This window comes from Streptomyces sp. NBC_01092, from assembly GCF_045039535.1.
In the GTDB taxonomy this organism is placed as follows: domain Bacteria; phylum Actinomycetota; class Actinomycetes; order Streptomycetales; family Streptomycetaceae; genus Streptomyces.
Genome location: NZ_CP108659.1, coordinates 3,302,175 through 3,321,655 on the forward strand (window position 1 = coordinate 3,302,175; position 19,481 = coordinate 3,321,655).

8 protein-coding genes, 1 other RNA gene and 1 pseudogene are annotated in these 19,481 nt (G+C 68.9%); 2 read left to right on the top strand and 8 right to left on the bottom strand.

The window, feature by feature from the left end; genetic code table 11:
- Positions 1–17 precede the first annotated feature (17 nt).
- From OG254_RS14815 to OG254_RS14845, 7 genes and pseudogenes are all read right to left on the bottom strand, one after another.
- Positions 18–4,148: an Eco57I restriction-modification methylase domain-containing protein gene (locus OG254_RS14815; RefSeq protein WP_405581679.1), complete on the bottom strand. Its 4,131-nt coding sequence runs from the start codon at positions 4,146–4,148 to the stop codon at positions 18–20.
- The gene (locus OG254_RS14820) at positions 4,148–7,105 is read right to left on the bottom strand and encodes a DEAD/DEAH box helicase (RefSeq protein ID WP_405581681.1); all 2,958 of its coding nucleotides are present in this window, start codon (positions 7,103–7,105) and stop codon (positions 4,148–4,150) included. The genes OG254_RS14815 and OG254_RS14820 overlap by 1 nt, the downstream gene beginning before the upstream one ends.
- Positions 7,106–7,143: 38 nt before the next feature.
- Positions 7,144–13,395, bottom strand: coding sequence for a protein kinase domain-containing protein (locus tag OG254_RS14825; protein ID WP_405594997.1), 6,252 nt, complete (start codon positions 13,393–13,395; stop codon positions 7,144–7,146).
- A 359-nt stretch (positions 13,396–13,754) separates the two neighbouring features.
- Positions 13,755–14,163, bottom strand: an RNA gene (rnpB, locus tag OG254_RS14830) — RNase P RNA component class A.
- Between the two features lie 151 nt (positions 14,164–14,314).
- Positions 14,315–15,094 (bottom strand): annotated as a pseudogene (locus tag OG254_RS14835) (DMT family transporter); the annotation flags it as partial.
- 19 nt (positions 15,095–15,113) lie between these two features.
- Positions 15,114–15,938 carry an AraC family ligand binding domain-containing protein gene (locus tag OG254_RS14840; RefSeq protein ID WP_405581683.1) on the bottom strand — a complete coding sequence of 275 codons (825 nt, stop codon included), beginning with the start codon at positions 15,936–15,938 and terminating at the stop codon, positions 15,114–15,116.
- Between the two features lie 45 nt (positions 15,939–15,983).
- Positions 15,984–16,559, bottom strand: coding sequence for a Uma2 family endonuclease (locus tag OG254_RS14845; protein WP_405581685.1), 576 nt, complete (start codon positions 16,557–16,559; stop codon positions 15,984–15,986).
- 113 nt (positions 16,560–16,672) lie between these two features.
- Here OG254_RS14845 and OG254_RS14850 point away from each other — a divergent pair, with 113 nt between their 5' ends.
- A complete protein-coding gene (locus tag OG254_RS14850; protein ID WP_405581688.1) occupies positions 16,673–17,431 on the top strand; it encodes a MerR family transcriptional regulator in 759 nt (252 codons plus the stop codon).
- Positions 17,431–18,039, top strand: coding sequence for a hypothetical protein (locus tag OG254_RS14855; protein WP_405581691.1), 609 nt, complete (start codon positions 17,431–17,433; stop codon positions 18,037–18,039). Before OG254_RS14850 ends, OG254_RS14855 begins: the two co-directional genes overlap by 1 nt.
- Here OG254_RS14855 and OG254_RS14860 read toward each other — a convergent pair.
- Positions 17,975–19,426 (bottom strand): RNB domain-containing ribonuclease, encoded by a 1,452-nt coding sequence (locus OG254_RS14860; protein WP_405581694.1) that lies wholly within the window; start codon positions 19,424–19,426, stop codon positions 17,975–17,977. The two genes, OG254_RS14855 and OG254_RS14860, sit on opposite strands and share 65 nt — an antisense overlap.
- Positions 19,427–19,481: the final 55 nt, after the last annotated feature.

Consider the following 19,481-nt stretch of genomic DNA (forward strand, 5'->3'; position numbering starts at 1 on the left):
TCGGGCCGGGGCAGTGGTCACTTCGTCGCCTCGGGGTGGCGGGGGCCGTGGCCGGGCGGTGGGGTGAGGGGGGACGTGTAGGTATCGCCATCGATCAATGGAGTGTCGAGCGAGACGCCAGCCGGAGCCATACGGTCGTACTCCGCGAGGACCAGGTCCTTGGTGCGGTACGTGCCGTACTTGGCGATCTCGTTGTTCTTCAGGCCGCCGGTGTCGGACTGGAAGGTCTCCAGAATGTAGTCGGCGTCGTCGCGACTGATTCCGTATAGGTGGAAGAAGTAGGCGTCGAGTTCGGCTCGGATCTGAGCGCGGCGGGATTCGCCCCACTGAAAGGGGGCGCCGTCGTCGTCCAGGTCGCGGGCGAGGGGGATCATGTCGTGGGCGGTGTAAACGAGTTCGAGGATGCGGGGGGTCAGGAAGGGGGTGTGGGGCCGCAGGGTGTCGGGCGCTGGTACGGGGAGCTGTTTCCACGTCATCAGGGCCATGTGGATGCCGCCGATCTTCTGGCGACCAACGAAGTCGAAGATCAATGAACTCTGGGTGGCTACCAGAGCTGCGCTGAGATCGGGGGTGACCTGCGGGAACATCAGCGGGAGTGTGTGGATGGCCGCCGCACGCGGGAGCAGGGCAGGGATCGCCGTTCGTTCATCCGTGGCGCGGCATACGTCACGCCAACCGAGCAGCCAGCGCTGTCGCCAGTTCGCACTGTGCAGGCGGGTAGCGACGCCCGGTTTCTTCGTCTGGTTGCCGCGCCTGTCGAGCTTTTCCATGGGGATATCGGCATCGGAGACCCAATAGCGAGGCAGGGCCAACACCTCAGGGTCCTGTTTTTCCGCAAGGTCGAGACGGCGACGGTCTTCGTTTCCTGTGCCGGTGTAGTGGTTCCACCGGTGGTCGAAGAGATGAACCAGTTTGCCTTCATACAGTGGCAGCATCAGCCGGCCATCGAGTTCGAAGGTGTTGCCGGTCAGGGTCCATCCTTCGGACTCCAGATCAGCGCGAGTGCGGAGGAGATCGCCATCGTTGGCGTTCCGAAAGAGATATTTGAAATCGATTTGCCATGGATTTCCATTCCGTGCAGCGTCATTGACCAGGACCGGAAGGCGCCTGCAGATGGAGAGTGTGAGATCGGCGTCGCGGCGAGAACGGAAAATGGGCAGAGAGCCAGTGTTGGGGCTGATGAGAGCAATCTCTTCGGGGCTGAGCTTGAAGACATTGTCGGCGTTGTCCAGATCGATGGTGTCCGTAAGGAAGAACGCGAAGCGGGCGGCCGGTTCGTGAAGGCCTCTGCCTACCAGGGACAGCAGGCAAAACTTGTAGCTTGAGTGCACGCCTTCGAAAAGAGGTTGACGGTTCTCGAAGTCGTACAACGTCTTAATCATGCCGCGTTGCGTGAACTTCTGGAAGAGGAACTGGGCACCAGCACCGGTCGCAATAGCCGTGGGGATGATCGCCCCGAACCGGCCCTCGGGAGCAACGATCGATGAGAAAAGCTCGGTGAAGAGCTGATCCACCTGCAACTTTGTCACGCCGCCTGCAGTGAGGCCCTTTTGGCAGAGCGGGAATGCTCCAGACCCTCCTGTGAAGATGAACGTGGACTTCACCGCGCGGCGGGCCGCCCGGTAGCGCTCGCTGCTCTCAGGGTTGCCTTTCTCCCACGTGGCGATGCGGGCGCTCCTGGCCGCTCCCGCAGCTGCCGCGATGGATGGTTCGACGACACTGAAGTACTTCGGATCTTCGAACTCGAGCCTGTCCCACGGCGGATTCCCCACCACGCACGAGAAGCCCCCGGCCCACCCCGTCACCGAGTCGGCATCAAGCGCCGTCTCACCCTCGCCCTCCGGAACCGCGAAAACCTCCGGAAACTCCAAGTGCCAATGGAAGAAGTTGTATTCACGCTTCAGCCGCACCACATGCTCATGCGTGGCATTCGACGCAGCCGTCCCCGCCGGATCCTGCAACCCACGGAACACCTCATCGGTGATGGCAGGCGGCGCCTCCTTCGTCTTCTCCCATACGAACGCCGCACACCACGCATCGGCGATGTGTAGCGCCCGGACGTATTCGGTGGACTGCGCCCACCCGTCGTACGCGGCCGCCTGAGCCCGGACCTCCCTCAGTCCGTCCGACGGCGCCGAAATGATCCTCCGCAGCCCGTCCGCGAAGACCGCGTTGGAGACCTGCAACCCGGCCTCCGTGTCGAACATGCTGATCTGCTGGCCGCGCTGCAGCGCATTGCGCTTTCCCAACTGCCGGGCAAACGCCGGATCATCACCCTCAACCGGCTTGAACGCCTCGTCCGGGATGCCACCCTTCAGCAGTGCCGGCGTCGCCCCGATCAGCCCGTTGCCCAGCTTGACGTGTGCGTCGAGGAAGCTCAGCGCCTTCCCGGGCTCAAGCGCCTCCAGCCACAGCGAAACCTTTGCCAGCTCCACAGCCATTGGGTTGAGGTCGACACCGAACACACACCGGGCGATGACCTCATGCAGCGCATGCCGCACCGCCACCGGAGTCGGCTCCGGGTTGCTCTCCCGAACTGCCGCCACCTGCTTGGCGATTCGGCGCGCCGCCGCGACAAGAAAGTGGCCGGAACCGCACGCCGGGTCGCAAACCGTCAGTGCCAACAGCTCAGCCACGACGGACTCCGTCGCGTCCACCTCGCCCGACGCCGTCCCCTTCTCCTCGCCCCGCTTCAACGCATCTGTGATGACCGGATCGAGCGTCGAGTCGAGCAGCGTCTCGATCAACGACGTCGGCGTGTAATACGAGCCGGTCTTCTTGCGGTCGTTGCCGAGGCGGTTGACGAGTTCGAAGGTGCGGTCCGACGCGCTGTGCTTGGGAACGAGTTCGAGCAACGACTCGTAGATGGAGCCGAGTTCTTCGGAACCCATGTTGCGGTAGTCGACGGGACGCCAGCGCGACGAGCCCTCGTCACGGATGCGGGAGAGGTGACGTACCGCCTCCAGGAGGTACGCGTTCGACAGGGACCGGCCGCGCAGCGGCGCATCCGCGTCCGTGTCGTCGAAGAGGCCGCCGAGGCCGGGCAGTCCTAGCTCCGGGCGGCCGTCCACGTCGCCGAGCGCGCCGAGGGTGATGTTCAGCGCAGCGTGAAGGTCCGTGTGTGCGGTGCCCCGGCGGCGGTTCGCCTGTTGCCGCAATCGCGCTGTCGAGAAGTACTTCGCGTACCGCAGCCGCGCCTGCTCTGTCGCCTCCGGCGGGTGAAGAGCGTCCCGGTCCTCGGCGACGAACAGGAAGATCAGCCGGTAGGCCATCCTCAGCAGCGCCGCGTGGAAGTCGTCGACGTCAAGGTCGCGGCGTAGCTCTGCGTTGTCGGGGTGTTTCAGGAACCCCGTGCCGAGTGTGGTGATGGCCTTCTGGACGCCGTCACGGTGGTGGTCGAGGGCCCGCGTGCCCGACGCGATCGCCTCCGTACGCCACTTCTCCAGCCAGCAGCTCGACGCCGCCGCGCCGTCCTCCACCTCGAACCGTGAGACGTGCAGGAGCCGGTAGAGGAGGACGAACTCGCTGAAGAGTTCGCCGTCGAAGATCGCTTCGAGGTCGAACTCGACGTACGAGGCGGTGGCGAGGGCGCTGGAGTCGCGCAGCAGGCGCAGTTGGCGGCCGTTGGTGAGGACCGCCCACAGGTGCTCCTCGGTACGGTTGAGGCATTCCTGGACCAGGGAGTGCGGCGGGACCGTGCCCGCACCGCCGGGGCGCTTGTCGAGGGAGGCGTTCCAGGGGGCCATGTGGACCGGCACATGCTGCCAGCTGTGAGTCACCTCGAAGGTCTTGGTGCCGTCGTCGGCGCTGATGCCGAGCGGGCCGACCGTCGCCAGGCGGCCGAAGCCCAGCTCGTTGAAGAGCGGTTCGAGCCACTGGGCGGTGGCTAGGCCCGTCGGGTCGAGCGGGGTCTCCGCCTCGGGGGCGACGGGAAGGTGGGTGCGCAGTTCCAGCCAGACGGACTTCAGGTAGTCCCAGTGGCGTTCGGCCTCGTCGCGTACCGAACGGGCGCCGATGATCCGGTAGTCGGCGGGCTTCGAGCCCACGACATCCTTGCCCTCGGAGATGCGGACCAGCATGTCGGCGGGGATCAGACCGCCGATGGTGTGGACGGCGGAGAACACCTGGTTGCGGGTGGTGACGGACATCAGGCGGTCTCTCCGGTCGTCATGGCGGGCTCGGTAGTCCCGGCGGGCGCGTACGGAAGGTAGACGTAGGCGCCGAGGATGTCGGCGGGCTTCTGCACGCTCACCCGCAAACCCCGGATGATCTCGCCGGAGGCGGTGCGTACGCGGCGATGGGCGTCGAGGAGTTCGGCGGCCAGCTCCTCGCCGTACTCCTCCAAGTGCGGTTTGGTCGCGTCGAGCTGGGTGAGGATGCGGGTCATAGTGCGCTCGCCGAAGTGCGGGTCCGTGTTCTCCGCGGCCTCGGCCCTCGCCACATCGAGCGCGGTCTGCTGGGGGAGCCAGAGCGCGTTCCTCGGCGCGCCCTCGAAGGCGACCAGTCGGGCATCCTCGGCCACGAGCTGCTTCTCGCCCGACCGGGACGGCAGCGTGAGGTGGAAGCGGTAGCGGACCAGGAGAAGTGTGGTGCGGACGGCCACGGCCGTCGTCGTGATGACACCGCAGCGGCGGGCGGGGCGGGAGCCGTCCGCCTCCGTGTCCAGGGCGGTGTTGAGGACGTGTCCCGCGAGTGCGCCGACGACCGGGTCGGTGCGGACCAGGGCGGCCTCTCCGCGGGCCACCGCCGATGTCGTACGGAAGGGGATCGGCCTGCCCCGCTCCACCGCTTCGCCGCCCGCGACGGACGCGAGCGCGTCGCGCAGGCCGGCCGGGGTGCCGCTCACGTCGGAGGTGAAGTCGCCCGTGCCGTCGTTGACTTCGCGCTGGACCGCGCCGAGGGCGTGCAGTGAGTGACGTACGAAGGAATGGATCTCACCCGCGTCGCCGAGGGTGTCCCGGATGGCCGCCACCTCGCGGGCGACCTCTTCGGGGTGGATGGCGCGCTGGGCGAACTTGGAGCGGGAGGTCGTCTCGCGCTCGGCCGCGGAGTTCCAGTCGGCCTCCAGCTGCGCGGCCTTCGTGTCGAGAGTCTCCAGCGCGTCGAGTCCGAACAGGCCCTCCTGCTCGGGTTGTTGGCCGCGCATGAGGAGCCACTCGACGATGGCGTCCGTGACGCCGGAGGACATCTCGTCGGGGACCGAGACGGAGATGCCGAGGTCCTTTCGGATCTGGCGGTGCTTCTTGATGAGGACTTCGAGGACCTTGCCGTCGATGCCGTTGTCGTTGCCGTAGAGGGTGATGACGCGGACTTCGTCGCGCTTCTGGCCGTACCGGTCGACGCGGCCTTCGCGCTGGTCGTGCCGGGTGGGGTTCCATGCGAGGTCGTAGTGGACGACGGCGTCGAAGTAGTGCTGGAGGTTGACGCCCTCGGAGAGGCAGTCGGTGGCGATCAGAACCCGGCGGGCCGCCGGGTCGTCGCCCGCCTCGGTCGCCAACTCCTCGATGCGGCCGAGGCGTTGCTGCGGGGAGAGGGTGCCGGTGACCGACTTGACGACGGTCTTCTTGCCTAGCTTTCCCTCCAGGTGGGCGGCCACGTAGTCAGCCGTCGGGATGTAGCGGCAGAAGACGATGGGGTTGTAGCCGTCGGCGACCAGCGCCTTCAGGTGCCTGAGGAGGGCCTTGAGCTTCAGATCACCCGTCGGCCCCTCCAACGCCTTCGCACGGTCGGCGAGTTCGGCGAGACGTGCGCCCGCTTCGGACACCAGGCCGGTCTCCGCGCCTGGCGCGACGTCCTGGCCCTCCATCGTGTCGTTCTCCGTGGAGTCCTGGGTGACGTGCGCGCTCAGCTTGTCCGCCTCCGCGGCGGTCGTGGCGGCGGCCGCGGCTGATCGTGTACGCAGCGTCTGCGCCGCCGCGCGCGGCGAGGAGACCAGCGAGCGCAGCAGGGCGATCGCCGACCACCAGGCGATACGAGCCTCACGCTTGCCCTGCGCACCGGCCGCCTCCACACGCTCACCGGCGTACGCGATGGCGTCGTCGAGCAGGGCGCGGTATTCGGGCGAGAGCTTGTACGTCTCGTCCTTGAAGAAGCGGTCGGAGGGGAACGCCGTCTTCTCGGCGAGGCGGTCGTCGCTGAGTCCGTCCTCCTTCGTCAGGTACTCGCGCACGTCCGCGCGCTTGCGCTGCACGAAGTGCTGAGCGAGCAGTTCACGACCGGCTCGTGAGTCGAGGCTCGCGTGTGCCAGCTCCGGCTTGACCAGGGCGAGCAGGTTACGGAAGGCCGATTCCTTGCCGCTGTGCGGTGTCGCCGTGACGAGGAGCAGGTGGCGGTTCTCGTCGGCCGCGACCCGCTTCAGCAGCTCGTAACGCAGCTGGTTGAGCGTGGAGGTGTTCTCGTCGGCGGCCACACAGGTGTGTGCCTCGTCGACGATCACCAGATCGGGGCAGTGGCGTACGAAGTCGTCGCGGTGGCGTGTGGACTTGATGAAGTCCGTCGAGACGATCACGTTCGGGTACTTGTCGAAGAGCGACTGGCCGAGGTCGAGGCCGCGCTCAAGGCGGGAGACCGTCGATGCCAGGACGAGTTCCGCGTCGATGCCGAACTTGCCGCGCAGCTCCTCCTGCCACTGCTCGGCGAGGGCCGGCGAGCACAGCACGGCGAGCCCGCTCGCCTCGCCCTGAGCCAGCAACTCGCTTGCGATCAGGCCCGCTTCGACGGTCTTGCCGATACCGACGTCGTCGGAGATCAGCAGGCGTACGGTCTTCTGCCGCAGCGCCATGAGCAGCGGTACGAGCTGGTACGCGCGCGGCTCGACGGCGATGCCCGCCAGCGACCGGAACGGGCCCGCACCCGCACGGAACCCGATGCGCAGCGCCGAGCGCAGGAGTCCCGCCGCCTGGGCGTCCCCCAGGTCCGACGGCACGGGCGCCTCGAACTCCGCGTGCTTGACGTCCTCGAACGCGGGGAAGACGGCGGCGATGTCGTCGTCGGCCCCGCCCAGCGGGCGCAGGACCAGCATGTCGTCGGCGCTCTGGGGCAGCACGACCCAGTCGCGGCCACGGGCGGTGACCAGGGAACCGGTGGAGTACGTGGACGTCGTCATCGGGGGTTTCCTCGGGTTGTCGCGAGCGGTTCCACGGGTCAGTGCCCGGTCCCGGAGCCGGTACCAAAGTAGCGGGAGTGCTCGGCCGCGACCTCGGCCCAGTCGTCGTCGTAACGGAAGCGGATGACGTCCCAGCGCTGGTCGTACAGGCGCTCTTCCGCATCCTCGTCGCGATCGGCGACCGCGTCGTGGTCATGGACGGGGCCGTCGACGAAGACGGCGACGTTCACGCCGGGCAGCCGGTAGACGTAGTCGGGGCGGGCGAGCGCCTCGGTGACAAAGGTCTGTGCCTCGTCGGGCAGGCGCAGGCCGTTCTCCTTGAGCCAGCGCACGAAGTCCCGCTCAAGTGTGGACTCCGACTGCTCGGCCAGGCGTTCCAGCTGCTCCGTGCGGCTCTCTCCGCGGCCGGTGGTCTCCGCTTCGGCGGTGGCGAGGCGCAACAGCAGGTCACGTACGGAATGGCGGTCGATGGCGCCGTGGTTGAGCTGGTTGCCGTAGGTGAGCAAGCAGTCGTAGCAGCCGCGAGCGCAGGGGCGTGCCGTTCCGGGGAGCGCGAGGTCGTTGCCGTCCTCGTCGAAGTGGCAGATCTCCAGGGCACGACTGGCCGCCTTGGCCAGGGCCTTGCCCTCGGACTGGAGGCGGCGCAGGACGCCAGCGCCGCCCTCCGCGGCCTCGGTGAACAGGAGGCGGTCGCGTGGTCCGTCGTCCGGGGGCAGCAGTTCGCTGGTGAGTTCCGAGTCCTCCAGCTCGTATGCCGCCTCGATGCCGCGCTCCAGCGCGTACATGAGGGTGAGCGCGACGGGCTCGTCGAGCGGTTCGTCGAGGGTGGTGACGAGGATGTTGCGGCGGTCCTCGACGTAGGGGATGACGCGCTTCTTGCGGCGCTTCTCGTTGCCGTCGGCGTCGATCACCGGCATCTCACCGGAGTCGCCCGAGGCGTCCGAGGCGTCGCGCTCGTTCATCCAGCGGCCGTCGCCCGGGTCGAGCCAGAAGCCGTCCGGTTCATCCGGCTTGGCACGCAGACGGCCCAGGTTGGTGATGCGGACGGTCGCCGAATCACCGTAGGAGAGAGTCGCGAGCTGTCCGGTCCTGTCGCCGAGGAGGGCGTCCTGGCGGCCGGGGCGGGTGCCGTGGTCCTGGAAACGGTAGGAGGTGACCAGCCGGAATCCCGCCCTGCGCCGCTCCTCCTCGTCGGAGGAGATGCGCTCGCGACGCTGGGTGTAGACCGTGTGCAGCGCGAGGAGGCCGTAGGTCGGAGGGGACAGCGGCTGCTTGCACATCTGGCAGCGGTCGGCACGCTCGCCCATCTCGTGGTGGTAGCCGCAGCTTCCGCAGCGACGCGCCTCGCTGGTGGTGACGTCACCGGTCGCGTCCGCGTCCGGGGGCAGCTGGATGCGGGTGACCTGGTAGCGGGCGCCTTCGTGGTAGATGAGCGCGCCGGGGCCGAACTCGCGGATGGCGAGGAAGCGCGGGCGCTGGAGGTAGTCACCATCGCCGAAGCGGCGACCCGTGATCGGGATGTACGCGGCGAGCGGAAGGCGAGGGAAGGAGTAGCCGGGCAGGAAGCCCTCGGAGGCGAGGTAGCGGTAGGGGTTGAAGTCGGAGAGGACCGACTTGCTGTCCGGGGTCTCGTTCTTGAGGAGGTTGAGCTGTGTCTCGGCTTCCTTGCGGCGGCTGACCGCGATCCTGCGGTCGCGCTCCGAGAGGGAGTGGTCGAGGACACGCTTGTTCTGCACGTACTGGTCACCGAGGGCCGCCCTGAACAGGTCGCGCCAGCGGTCGAAGGCCCGGTTGAACCGCTCACCGGCCGCACGGACCTTGTCGTCGATCCAGGACTCGTCCCACCAGGTGGTCTTCGCGAACTCAGGCAGCAGCTCACCCAGGACCTGCCGCGCGGCGGCGACGGTACGGGCCTGTGCGCCCGTGTCGTGCAGGGCTGCGGCGATGTGTTCGTGCAGCGCGAGTGCGGGATCGGGGCGGCCCGTCCCCTCCACGTAGCCGATGTCGACGACCTCGGGAACGGCACGACCCAGCTTCAGTCCGGCCTCGGCCAGCCAGATGGCCTGGATGTGGGAACGTACGAGATCCTCGTTGGCTAGGTCCAGGCGCGGCGGGGCGACGGCACCCGCGACCATCCGCTCCGAACGGCGGAAGTAGTACTGGTCGTGGCTGTTGCCCGTCGCGCAGTACGTGGTGACAAGCGCGGGCTGACCACTACGGCCCGCGCGGCCGCTGCGCTGGGCGTAGTTGGCGGGCGTGGGCGGGACGTTGCGCATCAGCACCGCGTTGAGCGAGCGGATGTCCACTCCCAGCTCCATCGTGGGCGAGCAGTACAGGAGCTTCAACTTGGCCTTGCCGAAGTCCTCTTCGCGCTGTGCGCGCTCGGCCGGGTCGACCTGCGCGGTGTGTTCGCGGGCGAGGAGACCGGCGAGTTCGGAAGCGGCGTTCTGGTACAGGTTGCGGAAGAACTCGTTGACGCGGGGGCCGTCGCCGCTCGCGTAGGTACGGGTCAGCGGGTCGTGGGCGCCGGTCTCGCCCGTGCCCGCGTGCCAGACCAGGGAGGCCGCGGAGACCCGGTAGCCGGTGACGGAGGGCCCTGTGGAGCGGCGGTAGCGGGCGGCGGCGTACTGCGGTGTGGTTTCGACTTTGGTGACCAGCCCGGCCTTTTCGAGGACCTTCAGGAGCTCCTCGATGATCAACTGGATGTCCGTGGTGTCGAGATCGCCGAATCTGGCGCGGTCCACGCGGCGCAGGTACTTGCCGAACTTGCCGCGCGCGGACAGGAAGAGACCGGAGCGGTCCATGCCGGGGCGCGACGGTTGCGGGTAGGCGGTGCCGACCTTGGGGGCGTCGCTCTTGCCGAGCACCCAGGGGTCGACGAGCCGCTCCTCACTGGCGCGCTGCAGCGTGTCGAAATCGTCGCGGAAGTACTGGACGTCGACGGCGAGGGCGCGGCGCATCTCGTCGAGGAGCGCCTTCATGATCTCGGCGCGCAGGCCCGTGTCTGCGCTCTTCAGCGCGGCATGAGTACGTTCCCAGCGCTCATCGCGGCCTGCCACCCAGTCGAGGTCCGCGTAGCGGATCTCCAGGAGGCCGGTCTGCTCCAGGTTCGGCATGGTGATCCGCCAGCCGCGTTCCAGGTCCAGGTAGAGCCGGAAGGCGATGACGTCACGCAGCGTCTTGGCCGCGTTGCGCAGCATGTTGGGCGGGAGGTCGTCATTGCCGGTGTAGTCAACCGCGTCGAGGCCGAGCGCGCCCGCGACGCGCGAGGCGAGCTCCTCGTGTGTGATGCCCTCCTCGCCGGCCTGCGAAGCGGCCTGGTAAAGGGCACCCCGCAACTGTGTGACCTGCGCGAAGTCATTGAAGTGACCCGCCTGGAGTGAGGCGTCCTGGCGGTTGTCGACGAACGTGAGGAGCTTGCGTGCTTCCTTGTCCAGAGCCTCCTCGGGCACCGCCTTCAGGGATCGCACGATGGAGGCGGAGATCAGCGAGGTCGCCGAGGACCGGCCCTCCTGGTCGAGCGTGGCCAGCTTCGCGAAGTCCCGGCCGCGCGTCTGCTCGTAACTGACTCTGCAGTGCGGGCAGAAGAGGAAAGGCGAGGGAATGTACGCCGCCTTCAACTCGCCCTGTCCCTCGGTGCCGTAGGGGTCGACGGTGACGGCTCTCGGCAACCGGTCGCGGTAGGTCTTCTTGACGACTTCCTGGCCCTTGTCGTCGGCCTCCAGCCAGGACTCCGGCAACCGCCCCTCGGCGATGGCCTGTTCGGGAGAGGACGGCCAGGGGTTCTCGGGGTCGATGTACAGGTAGCCGTCGCCCGCCCGGCCGCCGGTGGCGGAGGTGTCGCGGCGCGGCTCGTAGAAGTAGTCGCCGTTCTTCTCCGAGCGCCACACCGTCAGATACTCCTGGCCGCACTCACGGCAGAAGGCCAGCGGCATGAGGACCTTGCCACCGGAGCCGGGCTGCTCGCGCTGGTAGTCGCGGGTGAGGTGGCGGTCGGACTTGCTCTCCAGGGTGACGTAGACGGTGTCGCCCTTGGAGAGGAACTGATGGAGGCGGAAGGCGAACAACGGACGCCCTGTGACAGGGTGTTCGGCCTGTGAGCCGGCCTCCAGGGTGGCGCGGATCGCGGAAGCGCACTGTTCCTCGGACAGTCCGCTTTCCGCAGCGAGTCGGGCCGCTGCCGTCTCGATCCGGGCCGGCTTCTGCCGCACGAGGTGACGCGTTCCCTCGTCGTCGGCCTCCTCCTCGACCAGACCGAAGTACGCCTCGATCCAGCGGGCGAGTGGGTCCTTCACCAGTTCGTTGTAGGCACGTGGGGCAGTGGCCGCCGTCAGCCGCTCGACGGGCACGGTCCGAGGGGGCTCGCCGGTGGCGCGCACAAGCGTCTCACCGATGACCTGCTCGGGGCGCACCGTCGTACCGAACAGTTTGGAGGCGACATCGGCAACCACCTCCTTCTGGTCCTCGGTCGTGCCCTCCGTGGACATGGTGGCCGAGGTTCCGATGCACTGAAGGTTCTCTGCCCTGCAGGCTTCCCGGACCCGGCGGATGAGCAGGGCGACATCCGCTCCCTGGCGGCCCCGGTAGGTGTGCAGTTCGTCGAAGACCAGGAACTCCAGCCCCTCCGCCATCTTGATGAGGGAGCGACGGTCGTCGGGCCGGGTGAGCATCAGCTCCAGCATCACGTAGTTGGTGAGGAGGATGTCGGGGCGCTGGTCGCGGATCTCCTTGCGCCGGGTGTCGTCCTCCTGACCGGTGTAACGGGCGAAGGTGACCGGCTCCCGGCCGTCCCCGTACCCGTCACGGAGAAACTTCTCCAGTTCCTTGAGCTGGCTGTTGGCCAGGGCGTTCATCGGGTAGACGATGATCGCTCGGACTCTCTTGCGGGCCTTCGGGCCTTCCTCCTCGCGCGCCTTCAGCACCCGGTCGACGATCGGGACGATGTACGAGAGGGACTTACCAGAGCCGGTCCCCGTGGTCAGGACATACGACCCGCGGGAGGCCGCGGCGTCGATCGCCTCACGCTGGTGCCGGTGGAAGGTGAGCGGGCGGCCGTCGCAGCTGGTGCCACCGGGAGTCTTGCCAGCTTGGAAGATCTTCGCGCATTCGTCGTGGAGCACCCCCTTGGCGGCCAGCTCCGTCACGGTGCCCGCGGACGCGAAGAACGGGTTCAGCGAGAGCCAGGGGTGTGGCCACTGGGACTTCGCGTTGAGGTCGTCCTGGACGAACGCGTTGATCCGTTCGTCACGGATGACCGTGCTGCCCTCGGTGAACTCACGGTATTCCTCGATCAGTTTGCGGTGCACTCCGAAGACGTCCATGCCGGAGCCGGAGGGACGAGCGCTCTCCTCAGGCTCCTCCTCCCCGGCCCTCGCTGTGCGCTGCTCGGCCTGCACGGCCGCCAGGTGACGTACGGGATCGAACTCGTCCCAGCCAGGGATGCGAGTCTCCCGGGAGTCCCGGACCGCGAACGGCCGCAGGGCGTCACGGACCGCGATGGCGTCGGCAGGCCGGTCTGCCGGGCTCTTGGCAAGCAGCCGTTCGACGAGCCGGGCGAGGCTTTCGGGAATGTCCTTGCGGATCAGCCGCAGAGGCGGCGGATCGTCGTTGACGTGCTTGGTGGCGAGCTCGAAGGCGCTCTGCTCGACGAAGGGCGGATGCCCGGTCAGCATCTCGTACAGGCCGCAGCCCAGCGCGTACAGATCAGCGGCCGGCGTGACCCTGCTGGCCTCGAACTGTTCGGGTGCCATGTAGCGCGCCGTTCCGACTGTGACGCCGGTGCTGGTGAGGTTGCCCGTGCCAGGATCGTCGATGAGCCGCCCCATGCCGAAGTCCAGAACCTTGACCACCCCGCCCCGGGTCAGCATCACGTTGCCCGGCTTCAGGTCCCGGTGGATGACGCCGACCTTGTGTGCTGCTGCGAGTCCTGCCGAGATCTGGGCTCCGATGGCCGCCACCCAGTCGACGGGCAGTTGCGGCTGTTCTGCGATGAGGTCGGACAGGGAGTGACCGTCGAGCAGTTCCATGGCCAAGTAGGGCAGTCCGTCGTTGCTCTCGTCGACTCCGCCGTCGATGATGCGAGGCAGATTGGGGTGATCGGTGAGCTTGCGCATGATCCGCACCTCGCGGTCGAAACGATCGACCGCCTTGGTGTCCGTACGAGTGTCGATACTGTCGCCGGACCGGCGGCGCAGGATGGTCTTGACCGCGACCTTTCGATCCGCGGCACCCTCGGGCGCCTGAAGATCCTCGGCGCTGTGGACCTCACCCATGTTGCCCCGGCCGATCATTCCCCCGAGGCGGAACCGACCCGCAACGTCCTCGCGCAGCACAAGCACTCCTTCTCCCCCATCGACACGCGTGGTGCCGAACGCACGGTCCTCTCTCTATGGTGACCGATGATCCGTTGTTTACCGCCCTGAAAGCTGGGGTGCTCACCTCTAGCGCAGCGCTCTCTCGACGGCAGCGAGACAAGCCAGCGGGGACGACACTTACGCATCGCTCAGGGTCGAGCGCCCTGCTCCGTATGGATTGCCATGCCCGACGCGAGCAGATGAGACCGAAACTCGGCGTGTTCGAAACACAAACAGGAGCATGGCCTAAACCCAAGGCACTGCGCCGGGTACCTCCTCGGGCAGAGCCAAAATGGCAGACGAGTCGGGCTGTACGCCGGGTTCTGTTCCCCCAGGTCCTCGCGGACCCGGAGGCGACGGCCATCCATCTAGGGCCGACGTTGCCGTCGGCCTCGTGCGGTCTACCCGCGGACTCGGGCGGGCAGCCCTCGAACGTCCGCGCAGAGCCGCCTGTCTCCAAGCGGCTCCTCTTGACCTTGCTCCGGGTGGGGTTTACCTAGCTGCCCAGGTCGCCCTGGGCACTGGTGGTCTCTTACACCACCGTTTCACCCTTACCCAGCGCCGAAGCGCTGGGCGGTTTGCTTTCTGTGGCACTGTCCCGCGGGTCACCCCGGGTGGCCGTTAGCCATCACCCTGCCCTGTGGAGCCCGGACGTTCCTCGGGAAGCCCCCTAAGGGGACTCCACGCGGCCGTCCGCCCGGCTCGTCTGCCGTGTCGACCATGGTACCGGGCGAGCGCCCTTCCTCGGCCCGCCACCCGTCTCCCCGCCCGCCGCCTTCGCCGGCCCGCCGCCCGTCGCCAGCACCGACCCCGCGAGGATCAGGGCGAAGGCCACCGCGATGCCCGCCGTGAGGGGCTCGTCCAGGAAGACGGCGCCCGCCGCGACCGCGACCGCCGGATTGACGTACGTGAAGACCGTCGCCCGCGTCGGGCCCACCTCCTTGATCAGCTCCAGGAAGGCTACGAAGGCGACCGCCGTGCAGATCGCGCCCAGAGCGGCGAGGGCTGTCAGTGCCTCGGCCGACGGCATCGCGGCGGGCCGGGTCAGCGCCGCCGCGGGGGCGTAGACCAGGGCCGCGAGCGTCAGGCAGGCCGCGGTGAGGTGGAGGGACGGGACGTCCTTGAGGTGCCTCGCCGCGATCAGGGGGGCGGTGGCGTAGCCCAGCACCGTCAGCAGCACCTCCGCCAGCGACCGGGCGTCGCCGCCCGTCAGGTGGGGGACGGTGAGGGTCGCCACGCCTGCCAGGCCCAGGGTGAGGCCGGTCAGGCGCCGGGCGCCCAGGTGCTCGGCGTTGCCGAAGAAGCGGGCAAGGGCGACGCCGACTATCGGTACGCCCGCGATGAGCAGGCCCGCCGTCGAGCTGGACAGGTGGCGTTCCGCGTCCGTCAGGGTCCACCACGGACCGATGATCTCTATGCATGCGAAGGCCAGCATCGGTCGCCAGTGCCGTCGTACCGTACCCGGCAGGCCTCCCTGGCGGATGGCGAACGGGAGCAGGAGGGCGGCGCCCAGGGCGCAGCGCGCGAACACCACCATCGACGGGGACACCGCGTCCACCGCCACCTTGATCATCAGATACGGGATGCCCCAGACCACGCTCATCAGGGCGAACAGAAACCAGCCACGTGCAGTCATGCGGGAAGTTTCGGCCGCCTCACACCCCGGTGTCTTGAACGCTGTTGCGGTACGCCGCCGGGGTGACGCCCAGGACCCGGCGGAACCAGCGCGTCAGGTGCGCCTGGTCCGCGAAGCCGACCAGACCCGCGACCTCCGCCGGGCGCAGGCCGGCCTCCAGCAGGCCGCGCGCCCTGCTCACCCGGTACTGGGCCAGCCAGGCGTACGGCGGCACCCCCATCGTCGTACGGAAGGCGCGCAGCAGCTGGTAACGGGAAAGGCCCAGGTCAGTGGCCAGGGACGCGAGGGAGGGCGGTGCCGTGAGCTCGTCGGCCAGGCGGTCGCGGACCGCCCTCGCTATGTGATCGGCCCCCGCGACCGTGTCGCTCGCCGCCCGGCTCGTGGAGTGGCGGCGGGCGAGGGCCGTGAGGAGCCAGGGGATACGGGACTCGGCCTCCAACGGGTCCGGGCAGGCAGCCAGTTCGGCGTGCGTGAGGCGCAGGGCCGTGGCCAGGTCGGGGTCGTCGAGGAGGGGCTCGCGGAAGTGCGGGGCGGCGGTGCCGAGGGTGCCGTCGGTCAGCAGGGAGGTGTCGGCGTACAAGGCTCGGTATGCATAGCCGCCGGTCTCGGCCGGGCCGCCTGTGTGCATCTCGCCCGGTGCCAGTACGACGATGGAGCCGGGGGTCGGGCGGATGCGGCCGCCCCGGTAGTCGATGATCTCGCTGCCCCCGACGCACACACCGATCGTGAACTCGTCATGGGCGTGGGGGGCGTAGACGTGCCGGTCGAAGCGGGCGGTGAGCAGATCGAGCGGCGGGCCGTCCCGGCCGAGCCTCGCCCTGGTCCACAGTGCCTGTTCCCTCACGCACACCACCTTGCGTCCTTGCCTGAGGGGGCAACACCTGGGAGCTCAGAGAAAGTCCTTCGTCTCGAGTGCGAAGCCGAAAGGCTCCGGGAGGGCGATCGGCCGGCCGAAGGCTACGGCGCGCAGCTCCTGGTAGTCACCGAGCTCCGGGGCGCTGAACAACGTGATCCACGAGGCCTCACGGTCGACGAGCAGGTAGAGGGGGATGCCGGCACGGGCGTAGCAGCGGCGCTTGATCTCAACGTCGGTTCGCGGCTTCGGGGACGTCACCTCAAGCACCATGGCGACTCCCTCACACGACATCCAGGGATCGGCTCCCCGGAAGAGGCGGAGCTCCTTGGGGGCGAATGTGCCGTCCGGGATCACGTGGTCCTGTGGGTAGCTGTCCGCGCTCTTGAGCTTCAGGCCCTTGTTTCCCGAGAACTGCGTGTCGGTCGCGGTCCGTCGGTACATCTGGCCCACGATCCTGCTGATGCAGTGCTCGTGGTGGCCGTCGGGCACCGGGGTCACGACGAGTTCCCCCTCGATGAGCTCCGCCCGGAGTCCCTCCGGGGTCTCCAGGTCGGCAAACCAGTCCAGCAGCAGCCTCTGCGTGATCGGATCCTGTGACATGGCGTCCATGGAACTCCCCCTCAGTGGCTGACCGGCACAGAACAGCGGCGGATCACCAGTACGGGAGTCCACCGGAGGCGTCGGCTTGACCTTGCCGCAACGTCAACGTCTCTACTGGTCCCATGCGGATCGGAGAACTCGCCGCCGCCGTCGGGGTCACCACCCGCACGGTGCGGCACTACCACCATCAGGGGCTGCTGCCCGAGCCGGAGCGGCGGCCGAACGGTTATCGGGAGTACACGCTGCGGCATGCCGTCGTGCTGGCGCGGATCCGGCGGCTGACGGAGCTGGGGCTCGGGCTCGCGGAGGTGCGGGACGTGCTCGCCGAGGACGCCGGGAAGGATCTTGTCGAGGTGCTCACCGAGCTCGACGAGGATCTCGCCCGGCAGGAGGACGCCATCCGGGAGCGGCGGGCGCGGCTGCGGGCGCTGCTGGAGACGGAGGGCGCGGTGACCGCCGAGGGGCCCGTGTCGCCCCAGCTCGCGGCGCTCTTCCAGGACATGGCGCATGTCTCCGACTCCCCCATGGCCGCCAAGGACCGCGAGATGCTCGCGCTGATCGAGACCACGGCGGATCCCGAGGGAAGGGAACAGCTCATGGGCGCGCTGGGGGACGCGTTCACCCGGCCGGGCGGCAAGGACCGGGCCCTGGCCGCCTACGCCTTTCTGGACGAGCTCGCCGACGCGGAGCCCACCGACCCGCGCGTGGACGAGGCGGCCCGCGCCCTCGCCGACTGCCTGCCCCGCGACCTGTTCCCGGACCCGGTGGACGTCGACCCCGACAACAGCTTCCTGCGCGCCTTCTACGCCGACTTCGCGCCGGCCCAGGCGGAGGCGATCCGCCGTACCCTGCACATCCTCATGGAAGGAGACGGACCGTGATGCGCACCGCGCTCGTCCTCGTCCGGCACGAGCTGCGGCTCCTCGCCGGGATCGGGCTGTGGGTGGCCGGGCGGCGCAACGGAGTCGGCTCGGGCACCGGCTTCGCGTACTCGCGCGGGCAGGGCCCGATGATGCTGGGCTTCGGGTTCGTGATCGTGATCGAGTCGATCATGATGTCCGTACTGCTGCGGAACCACCCGACCGTCCAACGGGTGTGGTTCACGGTGGACCTGTACACCCTCGTGCTCATCATCGGGATGCACGCCGCCTCCGTCGTACGCCCGCACGTCCTCGATGCCGGCCACCTGCGCGTCCGGCGTGCCGCGCACGTCGATCTGCGCATACCGCTGGAGAAGATCGCCCGAGCACGGCGCGAGCTGCGCACCACCCATGAGCGGACCGAGGGCGAACTGAACCTCGCCATCGGCTCGCAGACCACCGTGACGCTCGAACTCACCGAGCCCGTCGCCCACTTCACCTTCCTCGGCCGCCGTCAGGACATCCGTCTCGTGCGCTTCCACGCCGACGACGCCGACAGCCTCGTCAAGGCGATCGCACGGGCTCGAAGCGCACCTTCGCCGCTCCCGGATCCGACTGGGTCAGCCTGACCCGGATCCGCTCCCCCAGCGGCAGGGGGTCCCCGTCCGGGTTCTCGATCCGGCCGATGACCGCCGGGGACACCAACTGCACGGTCCCGACGGCGGGTCGGCGTTCCTCCACCTCCACCACGCAGCCGTCGAAGACCTCCCCCACCCGGTCCTTCAGCAGCGCCGCCTCCACGATGTCCAGGCACTCCCGCTCGACCGTGCCCGCGCGCCGGGCGCCGTCGGCCATCTGGGCGGGCAGGGTGTCCAGGGCGGCCGTCACCCAGTCGGGCACCGGCGTGCCTGCCGCGGCCGCGAGGCAGATCTCGGCGGTGTACCGGTCGGCCAGGCGGCGCAGCGGGGCCGTGCAGTGGGCGTAGGGGGCGGCCACCGCGGAGTGGGTGGTGATGGCCGGGAGGGCACCGCCTGTGAAGACCGTGTAGCCGGCGCCGCGCAGCAGCGTCGTGCACTCCTGGAGGAAGGCCGCGTGGTGCGGGCGGTGCGGGTCGAGGGAGCGGACGAGTTCGGCGTACGACACGTGGTGCGGCCAGTCGATGTGCAGGGCCTGCGCGGTGTGGCGCAGCCTGCCGACCGCGCCGTCGGGGGCGGCGGGGAGGGTGCGCAGGACGCCCGTGCCGAGGGCCAGCATCAGGTCGGCTGCCGCCATGCCGGTCAGCAGGGAGATCTGGGAGTTCCAGCCGTCGGCGGGCAGCGGTGCGCGGTAGGCGAGCTCGTAGGCGTGATCGCGCTCGACGATCTCCTGCTCGGGCACGCTCAGCGAGATCCCGCCCCGCTCCACCTCCAGCCGCTCGCGCAGCTCCCCGATCTCCTTCAGCAGCGCCAGCGGCTCCTCGGCGGTCCCGCCGTCGATCTCCTTCTGCACGCCCGCGTAGTCCAGCTTGGCCCGGCTGCGGACCAGGGCCCGTCGGACGTCGACGGCGAGCGTACGGCCGTCCGCGTCGAGGTCGATCGTCCACAGCACGGCGGGCCGGTCCTGGTCCGGCAGCAGGCTCGCCGCGCCCTCACTCAGCGACTCGGGGTGCAGCGGGACCCGTGTGTCCGGGAAGTAGAGCGTGGTCACCCGGCGGTGTGCCTCCCGGTCGAGCGCGCCCGACGGTACGACGAAGGCGGCGACGTCCGCGATGGCGTACCGGACGCGGTAGCCGGTGCCCTGCCGGGACAGGTGCATCGCCTGGTCGAGGTCGGTGGAGGTGGGCGGGTCGATGGTGAGGAAGGGGATGTCGGTGGCGTCGTAGGAGGGAGGGGCGGGAGCCTTCGCTGCTCGCTCGGCCTCCGCCAGGACCTCGGGCGGGAAGCCGCCTGGGACGCCGAGTTCGTTGCGCAGCGCGGTGAGGGCGGCCCGGAGGGGGGCCTCGGGGGCGCCGGTCACGCGGATGTGGCGGCGGGGCATGTGTCGAGCGTAGGGCGAGGGCCGCCGGGTGGCACGCCGTACGCTGTGGCGGAGT

What these genes read in the sequence shown, in the direction of transcription:
- OG254_RS14815 (WP_405581679.1), bottom strand. Translation starts at nt 4,148, where the DNA reads ATGTCCGTCACCACCCGCAACCAGGTGTTCTCCGCCGTCCACACCATC.
- OG254_RS14820 (WP_405581681.1), bottom strand. Translation starts at nt 7,105, where the DNA reads ATGACGACGTCCACGTACTCCACCGGTTCCCTGGTCACCGCCCGTGGC.
- OG254_RS14825 (WP_405594997.1), bottom strand. Translation starts at nt 13,395, where the DNA reads ATGATCGGCCGGGGCAACATGGGTGAGGTCCACAGCGCCGAGGATCTT.
- OG254_RS14845 (WP_405581685.1), bottom strand. Translation starts at nt 16,559, where the DNA reads ATGGACGCCATGTCACAGGATCCGATCACGCAGAGGCTGCTGCTGGAC.
- OG254_RS14850 (WP_405581688.1), top strand. Translation starts at nt 16,673, where the DNA reads ATGCGGATCGGAGAACTCGCCGCCGCCGTCGGGGTCACCACCCGCACG.
- OG254_RS14855 (WP_405581691.1), top strand. Translation starts at nt 17,431, where the DNA reads ATGCGCACCGCGCTCGTCCTCGTCCGGCACGAGCTGCGGCTCCTCGCC.
- OG254_RS14860 (WP_405581694.1), bottom strand. Translation starts at nt 19,426, where the DNA reads ATGCCCCGCCGCCACATCCGCGTGACCGGCGCCCCCGAGGCCCCCCTC.